Here is a 15,364-nt window from a genome sequence, read left to right as displayed (position 1 = left end):
CAGATGGTCTTAAAAATGAATTAGAAATTAAAAGTATCGACATTCTCTTTTGTGAAATCTAAAGGTTCACCCATGATGATTTCCTTAGTATCTGCCTTATACGCAACCTTACCTACAGTAGGAATCTCCATTCCATCGGTAGGAGTTTTGCCATCAAGAAGTTGTTTTGCCATATACATGCTTAAATAGCCAAGTTTACCAACATCCCATAAGGTAGCGCTTTGTGCTGCACCACTCTTTAAGTATTGTCTCATTCCATTAGGAGTAGCTAAACCAATTAATTTGATTTTGCCTATTAAACCCATTTGTTCGATAGCCTGTGCTGCGCCTGGTTCAGCAACAGTGGATAAAGCCGCAATTCCTTTCAAATTAGGATAGGCTTTCACTAGGTTTTGTGTTTGTGCAAAAGCTTTTTGCTGATCTTCTTCACTTGGTGCAATCGTTACCAGTTTAATATCAGGATACTTAGCAGCTTGTTGGTCTTTCATCCATTTAATCCAGACATTTTGATTGGAAGCTGTTAAGGAAGCTGTTAAAATGGCATACTCGCCACTGCCACCAATTTCTTTGGCTATATTGTCCATAATATGACGACCAAGTATTTCAGGAGTTGTCTGATTGATAAATAGATCACGAGCATCTGGAGTGGTGTCAGCGTCATATGTTATTACTTTAATACCAGCTGCTTTTGCTTTCTTAAGTACAGGAGCAACAGCTTGTGCATCGTTAGCAGAAACAATTAACACGTCTACTTTTTTACTAATTAAATCTTGAATTATATTTACTTGTTGGGCAGCATCAGCAGCCGTTGGTCCAGTATATAAAAGTTCAAAACCAAATTCAGCTGCTACTTTCTTGGCACCTTCTGCGCAAGTATCAAAATAAGGGCTACCAATTACTTTAGGTACCATTGCTACCACTTTCTTACCTGACTTTCCTTGATTATCCTGTTTTGCAGCAGTATTTGAATTACTACTGCCACATCCTACTAGCAGCATAGACACAACAAAAACCAACATCAATAACGTTGTAATCTTTCTATTAACCTTCATTCCAAATCACCCCATCATTTATTTTTCGAAATGCTCGGCATATTCCTAAGGCTCCTTATAACTGATACCCTCCTTTCTTATTTTTAAAATATGCAGACCTCCTGTTAAAACCGGAAATCTCTATGACCATCATGAGTTAAAATTTAATTTGATATATAGAGAAATTTTATTTCTAATAATTTCCATATTGTTAATTAAAAGTACTACAATCAAAGCTAAGCCCATTAATAAGTTTTGCGCGAAAGGACTGACACCAATAAGATTAAGACCATTCGCAAGAACTGCAAAAACACAAACACCGATTACTGTTCCAAAAATGGTACCAGAACCACCAGCAATATTGGTTCCTCCCAAAACCGTAGCAGAAATACTCTGCATTAGATATACAGCGCCCAAATCTGCTCTGGCAGTAGAAACTCGCGAAGAAATAATCCAACCAGAAATTGCAGCCATAATACCAGCAAAAATGTATACATAGAGAAGTACTTGTTCAACCTTAACACCAGAAAATATGGAGGCTACTGGATTATTCCCCACCGCGTACACCCTTCGTCCCCAAGGTGTCTTAGATAACAAAAGGGAGGTAACAGCAGCCAATATAGCAAAAATAACTGTTTGTACGGGAATATTCCCAAACAAGTAACCTTGCCCAATAAAATAGAATTCCTCTGGTAAATCAGAAATCGCATTTCCTTTACTAAGTACCAATGCAATACCATTAAAAAAGGTCATGGTTCCCAATGTTACTAATATAGGCGGAACACCAATCTTGGCAATCAGCACTCCGTTAAAGGCACCACACAACGCTCCTGTTACTATTCCTAAAATAACTGCCAGCACTAAACTACCAGACATGCCATAAGTCATGGCAATAACGATAGTAGTCAAACCGGCAATTGAGCCTACGGAAAGGTCAATGCCTGCAGTAATAATAATCACCGTAACACCTAATGCTAATATGCCGAATTCTGACATCTGCTGTGTAACAGAAAGGAGATTGTCAACCGTTAAAAAGGATGGTGCCAAAATACTCATAACAATCATTAAAACGATAAAAAATAGCAGCAGCGTCAATTCGTGAGATCGCTTTACTTTTATCATGCTTTAACACCTGCCTTTATGTCCTCGGCGACATAAATTACTTTTTTACTTGCTTCATTTTTACGATTGTTCACGACATCCAATGTTACTGCGGTAATTAAGATTAAACCCACAACTACATTCTGCCAATAAGGTTCGATACGCATCAGAATAATGCCATTTTGCAAAACACCTAGAATTAATACACCAATCAAACTTCCCAGTAAGCTGCCACTTCCTCCAAGCACATTCGCACCACCGATGACAACGGCAGAAATAACCATTAATTCAAAGGATGTGCCTGCATTGGGATCAATTGTCGCCAATTGAGCACCATACAAGATACTGGCGATGCCAGTTAGCGCTCCCATATAAGCAAAGACAAACAAGGTTACCTTCCCTGTGTTGATACCAACTCTTGAAGCAATTGCCGGATTACCTCCTAAGGCATAGATACTTCGCCCTAATCGAGTGTGCTGAGCAATAAAGTAAGTAACACCAATCACCAATAGCAAAATCAGAATTGGAGTTGGCATACCTAAAACTGACGTGTTATAAAGACTTGTATACCAAGTAGGTAGGGATGTTACCCACTTACCATTTGTATACAGCAATAAACTTCCACGAAAAATATTCATTGTCCCTAAGCTAACTACAATAGCTGGTATCTCGGCTCCAGCAATTAATATACCATTTAAGATACCTAATAAAGTCCCGCAAAGTATGCCTACTAGTAACACTGTGAATATGTTTGAACTGGGCAGTAAAGCTAACATACCAACAAATATGGCAGCAAACCCTAACTGCGAGCCAACTGATACGTCAATACCTGAGGTAACAATAACTAAGGTCATGCCCATCGCCATAATTGCCAAGATAACATTATTCATAATAATACTGAGCAAGTTAGACGGCGTCAGAAAAGCGGGGGCGATAAGAGATATACATAAACTGATAATCAATAGCATCATAAACATGAGAAACTCACGTTTTTTAAGCAAATCTTTCATTCCTGCATCCTCCTTTTTTCACGGAATCAGAAAGTATAACACTTTCTTGATTCCAAGTAGGAACGACTAAGGCTTCTGCCTGCGTCTGAGGACTTGGCACAAGTCAAGTCTTTTCTTATAATGCAATGCCTCTTATGCACCTAAAGCTTTTGCTAAAATAACTTCCTGAGTTGCTTGGTTTTTATCAATAACACTAACGATACTACCTTGCCGCATTATAAATATTCGATCACTCACTGCCAATATCTCAGGCAGTTCAGAGGAAATTACAATAACACCTATACCGCTATTCGCCAATTGCCTGAGGGCTTTATGTATTTCAATTTTTGCACCGATATCGACTCCGCTTGTTGGTTCATCTGTAATCAAAATCTTCGGGTTTGTAACTAACCATTTAGCCAATACTACTTTTTGCTGATTACCGCCACTTAATTGCCCAACCAATTTATCCATATCAGTAGGCCTAACATCTAATTTCTCTATATATTCCTGAGCAAGTTTTCTTTCCTTGATTACATCAATTGAATTATATTTATCGCACAGCTGTTCCAAAATCGATAAGCTAATGTTTTGACAGACAGTATTTTTACCAATCAGCCCTTCCAACTGTCTATTTTCTGGAACATATCCTATTCCATACTTTACTGCGTCATTAGAGGACGCAATGGTTGCAAGTTGACCGCCTAAAATGATTTCTCCCGAGTCTGGTTTATTAAGTCCAAAAATCGCCTTCGCTAGTTCCGTACGCCCTGAACCAACTAACCCTGTAATTCCAATAATTTCACCTTTTCTAAGTTCAAAAGAGATATTACGGAAATTACCTTTTTTACTCAAATTTTTGACTTTCAAAATTTCTTCGCTGGAAATCTTCTCTGCATTCATGGAGATATATTGTACATCTCGCCCAACCATTAAACGTATTAGCTCTTGCGGATTCACATTTTCAGTATTGTGGGCAGCAATAAATTTACCATCTCGGAGTATTGTTGCACGAGTCGCCACACGATATACTTCATCAAATTTATGACTAATAAACAAAACAGCAATATTGTTCTTGCGGAGGTTATCTATAATCTGATATAGGTTTTCAACCTCCCCTGAGGATAATGCGGAGGTAGGCTCATCCATAATAATTAAACTAGCGTTGAAACTGATTGCTCTAGCAATAGCAACAATCTGCTGTGAAGCCAAATTTAAATCTTTTAGCAACATGCCTGGGTCAATCTTTGAACCTACTTTGGCAATGGCGATTTGTGCCAATTCCTTAATTTTTGGCCAGTTAAGCTTTGCCTTCCATACAGCATCATTGCCAATACAAATATTTTCTGCAACCGTTAAATTAGGAAATAAGCTAATATCTTGATAGATAACCGAGATCCCCTTGCGAATGGCATCCATTGGATTTTTTATAATGGTTCGTTCCCCATTAATATAGATCTCAGCACCATCATCTGGAAAATGAACACCCGCTAATACCTTGATTAATGTGGATTTCCCAGCACCATTTTCCCCTACCAACGCATGAACTTCACCACGCTTAATATCTAGTGAAACACCATCTAATGCCTTTACACCGCCAAATGTTTTGCTAATATTTTTTAGATTGATGATATATTCTGAGGCCAAGGTATTCCCCTCCAATTTCAAGTCTAGATTAAATTCCCCTACAAATAGCTTCCTTACTTAGCCTCCAGTATTCCAGCTACAGGAATGACACTGAAAGTCTCAGCTAAATCTAGAAGTTCTTGATCCGTAAGACTTTGTTTAATGCCACCTTGATGGGAGTTAATCAGCATATAAATTTGAGCAGCCTTTTCTACTGTTTCGATCAAACCAAAGGTTTCATCCATTGTCCTACCTGCACCAAAGATTCCATGTTGTGGCCATATAACTACCCGATGATCTTTCATTTTCTCCGCTGTGATTTCACCAATTTTATTAGTTCCTGGTACAATCCATGGAATGACACCAACTCCATCTGGAAAAACAACTAGACACTCTGTACACATTTGCCACAATGTCTTGGTAAACAATTTTTCATCAAGATCATGGACAAATGTCATAGCCAATGAATTTGTGGCATGGGTATGGAGAATAATGCGATGATTCGGGTCCTGTTTTAGCCTCTCCATATGACTCATAAAATGGGCTGCCAATTCACTTGTCGGACGACTACCATCTTCATATCCCCATACAATATCAATCGCCTTACCATCCTTTGCAACACGGATAACACCTAAGTTTTCCTCTGGATTAAACACTACATTTTTGAAATACTTCCCAGTACCACTTACAATGAAATACTTGCCTGCTAAATCCACGACAGGAAATTCTAAAGCAAGACTGCGCTTCACATTCGTTACATCAATGTATGTCTCTACCTCTTCCTCCGCTAAAAGATAACTGATGTTTCCTCCATTACGTTCACCCCAGCCCATTTCCCAAAGATTACGGGTAACCTCCATCATCTCTCGCACAAAAGGAATTTTATGTTGAATATAAGTTAAACTCATCGTAAATCCTCCAATTATTTGCTTGCAATTACCACTACTACGGTATGCAGCTATTTTTATCTATTATTTTCGTTTCATCAAAACATCTGTTTCATATCTTTTTACATCAACCAACCATGATTCTCTTACAGGAACCCCCATCTTTTCGCAATAGTAATCCCAAATTGCACCAAAAGGAAAAGATTTCAACTCTTCTAACAGTACCAAACGAGTGGTAAGATCACCTTTGGCTTCTGCTTCCTTCAATAATTCAGTAGGTTCAAGCATAGCACGCAGTATTGCCTTTATCATATTACGTGATCCAATTACCCATGCAGCAATCCGATTGATGCTAGCATCAAAATAATCCAGTCCAATATGTGTCTTATTTAGCAAATTGTTGCGTACTAGTTCTTTGGCAATTTCTTGTAATTCATCATCCATAATCACTACATGGTCACTATCCCAGCGAACTGGACGGCTCACATGCAATAAAATTTCGGTATCAAATAGTGCTATAGCTGATAGTTTATTTGAAATGGTTTCTGTTGGATGGAAATGACCTACGTCTAAGCAAATAGCTTTGTCATGTTTAATCGCATAACTTAAACAAAATTCATGGGAACCAACTACATAACTTTCTGAGCCAATACCGAATAATTTACTTTCAATTGTATCTACGTTATATTTAGAATCAATTTTTTCGCTAAATACTTCATCTAGAGCTTCTTTCATCCGTCTTCTGGGGGCCATACGATCAACAGGTACATCCTTATAGCCATCAGGAAACCAAAAATTAGTAACACAAGTTTGCTTCAATTCCTTGCCGAAATATTCAGATATTTTACGTGTTGCTTTGCAATGCATAATCCAAAACTTCCGTATTTTTTCATCAGGATGGCTTATGGAAAAACCATCTTGAAAGTTTGGATGGGAAAAACAACTAGGATTAAAATCTAGTCCCAGTTTCTGTTCCTTAGCCCATTCTACCCAAGGTTTGAAATGTTTTGGTTCTAATGCATCAAGATCCACCTTTTCATCGGTATCGGCGTAAATGGCATGCAAATTAACCTTGTGTTTTCCTGGAATTACAGTAAGGGCTTTTTCTAAATCTTGACGAAGTTCTTGAGGGGTACGAGCAGCCCCTGGGTAATTACCTGTAACTGAAATTCCCCCGGATAATTCCTCATTTCTAAGAAACCCATGCACATCATCCCCTTGCCAACAATGCAAGGAAATTTTTACTTGCGCTAATTTTTCTAGGACTAAATCCGTATCTACCCCTAATTGACTATAAATCATTCTTGCTTCTTCATATCGTTTTGCTAAACTATTAACCACTGCTGCTACCTCCTTATTTGTTTTAGTTGTCTGATTTCCACTTTATATTATTACTTATCCATAGACACTAATTGATTAAATCTTTGGTAAGCTTCCTCTAAATTAGTAATAACAGCTGGCTGATAAGTTTTAATTTCAAAGGAATCCATAATCATATTCCGCGCTTCTTTCAGATTTCTTAACTCACCAGTACTAATCATCTGCACTACTATATTGCCAAGGGCTGTAGATTCTACAGGCCCTGCTACAACTGGTATTTCAACAACATCTGCCGTCAGCTGGCATAGTAATTCATTTTGCACTCCACCACCAACTATATGTAGACAATCGACAGGGTGTCCAGTAATAGAAGATATTTCACCTAAGATTTTACGATAGGTAAGTGCAAGACTGTCAAAAATACAGCGGGCAAGCTCTCCTGATGTTTTTGGTACTGACTGTCCTGTATTTCGGCAATAATTTTGAACTTCCAAAACCATATTTTCTGGTTTTAAGAAGCAATCTTCATTACAATGAATCAAAAATTGAAAGGGCTTTATTTTGCTGGCTTCTGTGACAAGCTCAGCAAAGGAAAGTTTATTACCTAGGGTACGGCGAACTTCCTGAATCAGCCAAAGACCCATAATGTTTTTTAAAAAGCGATAGGTACCATAGGCACCCCACTCGTTAGTAAAATTTTTACGAAATGACTCTTGGGTGGCTATGGGAATCATATTTTCCACCCCTATCAATGACCAAGTGCCACTGCAAAGATAGGCAAAATGTTCCTCCACACCAGGAACTCCAATCACAGCAGAAGCCGTATCATGACTTGCAACGCAAATTAGTTCACATTTGGGTAAATCGTACTGCTTTCTTAGGGGTTCTAAAATAGGTCCTATGACTTCTCCAGGTTCGATCAGTGTAGCAAATTGCGCCCTCTCTACACCTATGAGTTTTAACAACTCTCCATCGTACTCTTTTGTTTCTAAATTTAATAATTGAGTAGTAGAAGCATTCGTTTTTTCACTAATTAAAATTCCTGACAACCGGTAATAAAGATAATCAGGCACTAAGAGTATTTTATCGGTCTTTGCCAGCTCCTCCTTATCATGGACATACAACTGAAACAAGGTATTAAAACTTAAAAACTGAATCCCTATTTTTTTATAAATTTTCTCAAGAGATACTTTTTTGCTGATATCTTGAATCGCTGTTTTGGTTCGCTCATCGCGGTAAGCATAAACTTCTTGTATCCGATTTCCTTTGGCATCAATCAGTGCATAATCCACACCCCAGGTATCAATCCCTAAGGTACATTCTTCAATACCTTCTTGTTTTGCAACTTTGAGACCATTAACAATTTCATTAAATAATTTTTCAATACTCCAAAAATAACTGCCATTTTCACCCTTAATTTCATTTTCAAAACGGTAAATCTCTTCTAACTGAATCTTTCCATCTTGTTTCCCTCCTGCCATCAAGCGTCCGCTGGAGGCACCAATATCCACAGCAATATACTTTTTCATCCACAACATCAATCCTTTCCTTTATACAACTTATTCTTTGAATCAAACATATATTCCTTGTATTTATAAGGTTTCATCTGTTTTCATCTTCTTTTTTACCACCATCATCTACGTCATCAATAAATTTATTGTTGTTTCCCTAGTACTTTTTCTTCTTTTTCATTTACTTCTCTTTTGTTTTTCGATAGAATTATAATAACTTAAAGAAACAAAGCAGCATATAAAGCCACTAAAATGATTCTTTTACAGATATTTACTTAGACAATTTATGAGCTGTATACTAAGGCAATGTGAAAGTCTCTTTTTTGCATGCCACAACCCAGAGGAGGATCCATTATGCTTGGAATTGAACGCCGACAAAAGATTATTGAACTCATTCAACAAGACAAGAAAGTCTATGTCTCCAATTTGAGCCAGTTATTTAAAGTTACAGAAGAAACAATCCGTCGTGACTTAGAAAAATTAGAAAATGAAAGCATGCTAACCCGTACCTATGGTGGCGCTATTTTGAGTCAAAATACATTAGAAGATCTACCATTCCAAACAAGAACATCAATGAATCATGAATTCAAACAAAATATTTCAATAAAAGCGGCTAATTTAGTAAATGACAATGACACCATTATGGTAGATGCCAGCACTACATGCTTAGAACTAATACAAGCACTTCAAGGGAAAAAAGGGCTTACTATTATTACTAACTCTATTAAAATTCCCTACGATTTTACCAATTCCAATTTTAATATTATTTCAACTGGTGGGAATCTTCGGGCCCACTCTTTAGCACTAGTAGGTTCTGTCGCGCAAAATGCCCTTCAAAACTACTACGTTAATATGGCGATCCTAAGTTGCAAGGCCTTGTCTTTGGATAAGGGTATCATGGAATCTAATGAACCAGAGAGTGAATTTAAAAGAAGTATGATCAAGCAGGCAGAAAAAGTAATCTTGTTGGCAGATCATACGAAATTCGATAAAACCGGATTCATAAGACTCATTGACTATAGTGATGTCGATTATATAATTACTGACCGGAAACCTGACAGTAATTGGGTAGAACTATTTCAAGCCAATAAAATTGAGGTAATTTATTAATTTTTAACCTGCGAAGTCAACTTACTTATATAAGAAAAGACTTGGCTTGTGCCAAGCCCTCGGACGCAGGCAGAAGCCTTAGTCGTTCTTACTTGGAATCAAGAAAGTGTTATACTTTCTGATTTCGTAAAAAAACAGCACCTAATGGTGCTGTTTTTTTTGCTAGAATCCTTCTATCGCCTTTTTTCTATATTCATCAACATCCTGTGTTAATTTATAATCATTTTTCTTTACAAGGGTAAGATAATCACTCATGATCCTAGAAAAGCTCCCCTCGTTCCCATTACTAGTTATAGTCTCAAGATAACTTTTCTTAGCCGCTGGAATCATTAGTTTATTCTCGTAACTAAACAGAGGCGTATTATTTGTTCCATACAAAGCAAAAATAAGGTATCTCTTGAGTAGAGTTTTTACATCTTCCTTTTTCGCTGAATTACTATATTCTTTAATAAATCGCTCCTGATTGGTCGCTCGCTTGACCACTTCATCCCAGCTGATCATGAGGCCAGCATCTTTTACTGCTGCTTTGTCTGATTCTACTGACATAATATCAATATAGGCAGCAATATCCGAAGTCACATTTGATTGGTATTTCCTATAAAAAGAATAGTCGATAACAGGAAAATAAAACCCTTCCGCTGTTTCAATTTTAAACCCCTTATTTTTAGTCTCCAACAATAAGTCTTTTATTGCTTTATCTTGTACGTTATTTATATAACCTTCAGAGAAATCTCCCCGAAAATTCTTAGCTATTTTTTCTTGGATCTTATCATTCCCATACTTCTCTTCCAGCTTGGTTAAATCAAGTTGCTGATTCTTCTCCAATATCAGAATCATCATAGATGCACTGTCAGAGGAAACAGCAGAAATTTTTTCATTAATAAATTTAATAAGTTCCTCTGTTGTAAAATCATTTCTCTGGGTCATTTGCTTAAACTCATCAATGATGGCCTTGTCTTTATTTATATTAGTTTCACTTATCTTTTGCTGTGCTGTTTCATTTATAGATTTTGCCCCAAAACTCACACATCCGCTTAAAGCGGTGAGAACTACTAGCAACAAGATACTAGCAATCAATTTTTTCTTATTCGAATTCATTGTAACGCCTCTTTTCTTAACCTTTTCATTTATCTTAACGTCGCACAATACAAAAGGTAACGGAATCTCGATCTGGTATTTTTTTCATCAACAGCGTATGCCTTTTAAGCACTCTGTGATTAAAATATAAATCCTGTAAGGTGCGATTACCCTACAGGATTTTGTTACATTTAATTTAACCCTTTTGCTTCTCCATAATCAAATTGGTATTCACACAGGCGGGTAATGGCTTACCTTCTAACCCTGCAAGCAAATTATCAACTGTAAGTTGAGCCATTGCAGTACGAGTCTCCGTGGTTGCACTACCAATGTGAGGGGTAATAAGAATGTTAGGAAGTGTTAATAAGGGATGATCAATCGGTATTGGCTCAGGGTCAGTCACATCAAGTGCTCCATAGGCAATCTGACCTGTTTTTAAAGCGTCAAAAAGCGCATTTGCATCGACAACCGGCCCCCGTGAAACATTGATAAAATAAGCCGTAGATTTCATCTTGGTAAACTGTTCTCGCCCAAACAACCCTCTAGTTTCCTTAGAGAGAGGTGTCAATACGATGATACAGTCCGCCTCCTCTAACAACGTATCAAAATGTTGATATGTGGCTCCGATCTTTTCATCATCAGGACGCCGATTCCGATTGTAATAAATGACATTCATACCAAAAGCCCCTGCCCTTTTGGCTACCGCCGCCCCAATCTGTCCCATACCGACAATGCCAAGGGTCTTACCGGCAAGATCGATGCCAAAAGGTATATTTGATCCAGAGCGCCAAGCACCAGAACGTACAAAATCCCACCCCTCGTGAATCCGCCGTGCTGAGCACAATAGGAGAGAGAATGCTAGATCAGCCGTAGCATCTACTAACACTCCCGGCGTATTGCCAAAAGGTATACTTTTATCGGTACAAGCTCCTATATCAATATTGTCATAACCGACTGCCGCTTGAGAGATTACTTTCAGTTTTGGCGCGTGCTTTAGGAGTTCTTTATCGACCTTAATACTTGCAGTCGCAATAAGTCCCTCTGCGTCTTTTAGCCAATCGAATAAAAGTTCTTGTGGAATTGCCCCTGATTTCGTCCATTGTTTCACGTCACAAAATTTCTGAATTCGTTCTAAAGCAGGAGCCATTAAGCTACCAGCTATTACTACTTTGTATTTACTCATTTCAAAAACCACCTATTATTATTCTTTTTATTTATTCATATCAAAAGAGATAACGTTAGTAATCCTATTTACCATAAAAATGCAAATTCCTGCAAAACTATTTATTTTGATTTTTTTCCACTAGACTTTTTCACCTTAATTTATACAAACCAATGAAGCACAGTGATGTTATCTCACTGTGCTTCACTGGCTTTGTATAAAATCTTATTCTCCAGTAGGTTTTAGACGACATAGGAAATGACGAAGCACTTTAGGCTCATAAGTAAATTCTAAACCTTTAATTTGTTCACGGCGATCCCATATGTTTGATAATGCCTTTACTACAACATCCATATGGCGATCCGTATAAACTCTGCGTGGAATCGCTAATCTCATAAATTCCACACCAGCTTTTTTCTGTATACCAGTTTCAGGATCACGACCTAACAGTAAAGAGCCAACTTCTACAGGCCGGACGCCGCCTTCCAGATAAAGTTCATTACAAAGGGCTTGTGCAGGAAATTGCTCCGCAGGAATATGAGGTAGAAATTTCCCCGCATCAACAAATACGGCATGCCCGCCTACTGGCCACTGAATGGGAATGCCTCTCTTGCGAAGCTCTTCTCCTAAATATTCCACTTGGCCAATCCGGCTTTCTAAAAATTCGACATCAATTCCCTCGCGAAGACCAACAGCCAAACATTCCAAGTCACGACCTGATAAACCGCCATAAGTTACGAATCCTTCCATTGGTACACAAGAGGCACAGGCAGCGGCATAAAGATCAGGATCATTTTTTATAGCAATCATCCCACCCATGTTTACAATTGCGTCCTTCTTGGCACTCATCGTCAAGAAATCCCCCATAGCATACATTTCCCTAACGATTTCTTTAATGCTTCTATCAGTATAACCAACCTCACGCTGCTTAATGAAATAAGCATTTTCTGCAAAACGAGCGGAGTCGAAGTTAATCTTTATACCATATTTATCTGCTATACCTTTTACACCACGAACATTTTCCATAGAAACCGGTTGACCACCAGCTGAGTTACAAGTAACCGTTATAATAATAAAGGCTATATTTTCTGCTCCCTTCTCAACTATGAAACTTTCTAACCGCTCCAAGTCAAAATTACCTTTGAAGGGATGTTCTTTATCCGTAGCAAAAGCCTCGTTTATGACAAGATTCACAGGTATTGCCTTATTTAATTCAATCCAGGCCATCGTTGTATCAAAATGCATATTACCTAAAACATACTGTCCCTTACGCTTAATCAAATGAGGAAACAGAACCTGTTCAGCTCCACGCCCTTGGTGAGTGGGAATGATATCGTTATAATTAAAAATATCTTTTACTGCATCTTTAACCTTATAAAAAGATCGACCTCCAGCATAAGCTTCATCTCCTACCATCAAAGCAGACCACTGCTGATCGCTCATCGCTCCCGTGCCGCTATCTGTTAGAAGGTCAATATATACATCCTCCGCTTTTAACAGAAAAGGATTATAACCAGCTTCTTTTAATGCGTATTCTCTTTCCGCTTTTGAAATTTTACGTAATGGTTCCACCATTTTGATGCGATAAGGCTCAGCTTCTCTACTCATATTAAGTCCCCCCATTATTATAATGACCTCTGCACCAACTTACTTTTGCAATTGCCATGCCAAAGTATAATGTGGGAAATTATATGTAATTGCTTATTTATATATATGGTTTCAGTATTCTGATAATTTTTCATGTCAAGAATTCGTCTCACTGAAAACATTTCTTCTCACTCTGACAACCATAATATATATACGCTCTTTATAATATTTACCTAGTACTTTACCTTTGAAGATAATACATAATCTTATGGATTTTCATCTTGTTTAAAATAGTCGTATTGGAAACCCCTAAAGCTTGTCCAGCTAATCTAGAGGAAGGATATTTCTTTAAAACTTTCTTAATAACTTCTTTTTCAACCTCAGCGACAATATTTTTTAGCGGGCGGCATTGTCCATCACTAGGAAGTTCAAACTGCAAAATATTTTCGCCTTCTTCTTTATAAGTAATCTGGCTCGTAATATCCCTTAAATCAGTCCAGGTTAAAACGTGCTCAGAAGTAATTTCTGTGGCGCTAGTCAAATTGAGAAGCCGCTCTAAAGTATTCTCTAATTGTCGTACATTACCCGGCCAGTCTTGCGCCATAAAAAGATCAAGACTCTCTCTTGATAATCGAACCTCTGGTTTATCTAATTTCTCACAAATTTTACGAATCAAGCGTTGTACTAGTAGAGGGATATCTTCTTTTCTTTCTCGAAGTGGAGCAATGGTAAGAGGAATTACATTTAGCCTATAATATAAATCTCTCCTAAATTCTCCTTTTTCCAGCAAATCTTCCAGATTACGATGTGTTGCAGCTATAATGCGAACATCAATCGGTATTTCCTTATTTCCACCTACTCTTCGAATTACACCTTCCTGCAATACTCGTAGTAATTTCACTTGCAACCGATGAGATATCTCACCTATCTCATCTAAAAACAATGTACCACCATTGGCTTGCTCAAACAGTCCTCTCTTCCCACCCCTCAATGCACCTGTAAAAGCACCTTCATCATAGCCGAATAACTCACTTTCTAGAAGAGTATCCGCTAAAGCTGTACAGTTTATCGCAATAAACGGAGCTTTATATCTAGGGCCATCTGCGTGAATCGCCGTTGCAAATAATTCTTTTCCTGTCCCGCTTTCTCCACGCAGTAGAATGGTAGAGCTGCTTTTAGCCACCGTGCGAGCAGAAGCAATAAGTTGATTCATCTTTTGGCTTTGATACACAATATCGTCAAATGTAGTTAATCTGTGCATATTCCCCACTCTAGAGATAATATTCTCTACTTGATGAAAGTCTTTTATCGTAGAGACAGCCCCGATTATTTTACCTTGGTCATTTCTGACGGCTACACTACTCATAAGATAATGGATTATTTTTTCGTCTATTTTAATTTTTTGTTCCTTTAACTTATAGGTCTTGCCACTTTGCAAAGTATCAAGAATCGGAGAATTAGGACTTAAAAGTTCTTCAGCACCTAATCCGATCAACTCTTTAGGGCTGAAATAAAATATCTTACAGGCAACTTCATTAACGTGGGTAATCTTCCCTTCCTTATCAATTGCAAGAATACCTTCGCTCACAGAATCCAGAATAGTTCGTAATTCATGTTCTCTTTCCTCGTATGGCATTTGCGCACAAAATTTGAGGGAATTTACCCCTACTACTGATTTTAGATCCTCCATTAGTTTTTTAACCTGACCATCTATCTCACAACGAAACTTAATTACCATACCGTGCTTTGGCAGTACTTCCATAGCTATTTTGTCGATATTATTCTGTTCTGTACATTTAAATATTTCATAGCCTAATCCAGGGTAATCTATAAAATCAATTTGAATTACATATTCCTGCATGAATATCAGTTCCCCTCTCATCTATCGACTACATACTCAGATACTTTAATTATACCAAATTTAACCAGACTATTAAAAATAAAAGAGATGAACCAATTGTCT

Annotated in this window: 12 protein-coding genes; 1 reads left to right on the top strand and 11 read right to left on the bottom strand. The window is 37.7% G+C overall.

What is annotated here, in order from left to right; translation table 11 throughout:
• Nucleotides 1–20: 20 nt before the first annotated feature.
• From QSJ81_RS00980 to rhaB, 7 genes are all read right to left on the bottom strand, one after another.
• Nucleotides 21–1,052: an autoinducer 2 ABC transporter substrate-binding protein gene (locus tag QSJ81_RS00980; RefSeq protein ID WP_285715545.1), complete on the bottom strand. Its 1,032-nt coding sequence runs from the start codon at nucleotides 1,050–1,052 to the stop codon at nucleotides 21–23.
• Nucleotides 1,053–1,181: 129 nt separating this feature from the next.
• Nucleotides 1,182–2,153, bottom strand: coding sequence for an ABC transporter permease (locus QSJ81_RS00975; RefSeq protein WP_285715544.1), 972 nt, complete (start codon nucleotides 2,151–2,153; stop codon nucleotides 1,182–1,184).
• Nucleotides 2,150–3,142, bottom strand: a complete 993-nt coding sequence (locus QSJ81_RS00970) for an ABC transporter permease (protein ID WP_285715543.1) — start codon at nucleotides 3,140–3,142, stop codon at nucleotides 2,150–2,152. The genes QSJ81_RS00975 and QSJ81_RS00970 overlap by 4 nt, the downstream gene beginning before the upstream one ends.
• A gap of 132 nt (nucleotides 3,143–3,274) precedes the next feature.
• On the bottom strand, nucleotides 3,275–4,768 hold the full coding sequence (locus QSJ81_RS00965) for a sugar ABC transporter ATP-binding protein (protein WP_285715542.1): 1,494 nt from the start codon (nucleotides 4,766–4,768) through the stop codon (nucleotides 3,275–3,277).
• 53 nt (nucleotides 4,769–4,821) lie between these two features.
• Nucleotides 4,822–5,655, bottom strand: a complete 834-nt coding sequence (gene rhaD, locus QSJ81_RS00960) for a rhamnulose-1-phosphate aldolase (RefSeq protein ID WP_285715541.1) — start codon at nucleotides 5,653–5,655, stop codon at nucleotides 4,822–4,824.
• Between the two features lie 63 nt (nucleotides 5,656–5,718).
• Nucleotides 5,719–6,975, bottom strand: a complete 1,257-nt coding sequence (rhaA, locus tag QSJ81_RS00955) for an L-rhamnose isomerase (protein WP_285715540.1) — start codon at nucleotides 6,973–6,975, stop codon at nucleotides 5,719–5,721.
• 50 nt (nucleotides 6,976–7,025) lie between these two features.
• Entirely contained in the window at nucleotides 7,026–8,483 is a 1,458-nt protein-coding gene (gene rhaB, locus QSJ81_RS00950; protein ID WP_285715539.1) for a rhamnulokinase, read from the bottom strand.
• A gap of 336 nt (nucleotides 8,484–8,819) precedes the next feature.
• On the opposite strand from rhaB, the gene QSJ81_RS00945 reads away from it, so the two are divergent.
• Nucleotides 8,820–9,575, top strand: coding sequence for a DeoR/GlpR family DNA-binding transcription regulator (locus QSJ81_RS00945; protein WP_285715538.1), 756 nt, complete (start codon nucleotides 8,820–8,822; stop codon nucleotides 9,573–9,575).
• A gap of 162 nt (nucleotides 9,576–9,737) precedes the next feature.
• Here QSJ81_RS00945 and QSJ81_RS00940 read toward each other — a convergent pair whose 3' ends face one another.
• The 4 genes from QSJ81_RS00940 to QSJ81_RS00925 form a co-directional block, all read right to left on the bottom strand.
• Entirely contained in the window at nucleotides 9,738–10,673 is a 936-nt protein-coding gene (locus QSJ81_RS00940; RefSeq protein ID WP_285715537.1) for a hypothetical protein, read from the bottom strand.
• 175 nt (nucleotides 10,674–10,848) lie between these two features.
• Entirely contained in the window at nucleotides 10,849–11,835 is a 987-nt protein-coding gene (locus QSJ81_RS00935) for a 2-hydroxyacid dehydrogenase (protein WP_285715536.1), read from the bottom strand.
• A 204-nt stretch (nucleotides 11,836–12,039) separates the two neighbouring features.
• Nucleotides 12,040–13,422, bottom strand: coding sequence for a tryptophanase (locus QSJ81_RS00930; RefSeq protein ID WP_285715535.1), 1,383 nt, complete (start codon nucleotides 13,420–13,422; stop codon nucleotides 12,040–12,042).
• Between the two features lie 220 nt (nucleotides 13,423–13,642).
• A complete protein-coding gene (locus tag QSJ81_RS00925; RefSeq protein ID WP_285715534.1) occupies nucleotides 13,643–15,262 on the bottom strand; it encodes a sigma-54 interaction domain-containing protein in 1,620 nt (539 codons plus the stop codon).
• Between the last annotated feature and the right edge of the window lie 102 nt (nucleotides 15,263–15,364).

Origin of the sequence: Pelosinus sp. IPA-1 (assembly GCF_030269905.1) — a bacterium.
Taxonomy (GTDB): Bacteria; Bacillota; Negativicutes; order DSM-13327; family DSM-13327; genus Pelosinus.
This window is presented reverse-complemented; position numbering and strand designations above follow the sequence as displayed.

Bases quoted from the DNA above. Each gene is read 5' to 3' on its own strand.
- rhaB (WP_285715539.1), bottom strand. From the start codon at position 8,483: ATGAAAAAGTATATTGCTGTGGATATTGGTGCCTCCAGCGGACGCTTG.
- QSJ81_RS00945 (WP_285715538.1), top strand. From the start codon at position 8,820: ATGCTTGGAATTGAACGCCGACAAAAGATTATTGAACTCATTCAACAA.
- QSJ81_RS00925 (WP_285715534.1), bottom strand. From the start codon at position 15,262: ATGCAGGAATATGTAATTCAAATTGATTTTATAGATTACCCTGGATTA.
- QSJ81_RS00970 (WP_285715543.1), bottom strand. From the start codon at position 3,142: ATGAAAGATTTGCTTAAAAAACGTGAGTTTCTCATGTTTATGATGCTA.
- QSJ81_RS00930 (WP_285715535.1), bottom strand. From the start codon at position 13,422: ATGAGTAGAGAAGCTGAGCCTTATCGCATCAAAATGGTGGAACCATTA.
- QSJ81_RS00940 (WP_285715537.1), bottom strand. From the start codon at position 10,673: ATGAATTCGAATAAGAAAAAATTGATTGCTAGTATCTTGTTGCTAGTA.
- rhaD (WP_285715541.1), bottom strand. From the start codon at position 5,655: ATGAGTTTAACTTATATTCAACATAAAATTCCTTTTGTGCGAGAGATG.
- QSJ81_RS00975 (WP_285715544.1), bottom strand. From the start codon at position 2,153: ATGATAAAAGTAAAGCGATCTCACGAATTGACGCTGCTGCTATTTTTT.
- QSJ81_RS00980 (WP_285715545.1), bottom strand. From the start codon at position 1,052: ATGAAGGTTAATAGAAAGATTACAACGTTATTGATGTTGGTTTTTGTT.
- QSJ81_RS00935 (WP_285715536.1), bottom strand. From the start codon at position 11,835: ATGAGTAAATACAAAGTAGTAATAGCTGGTAGCTTAATGGCTCCTGCT.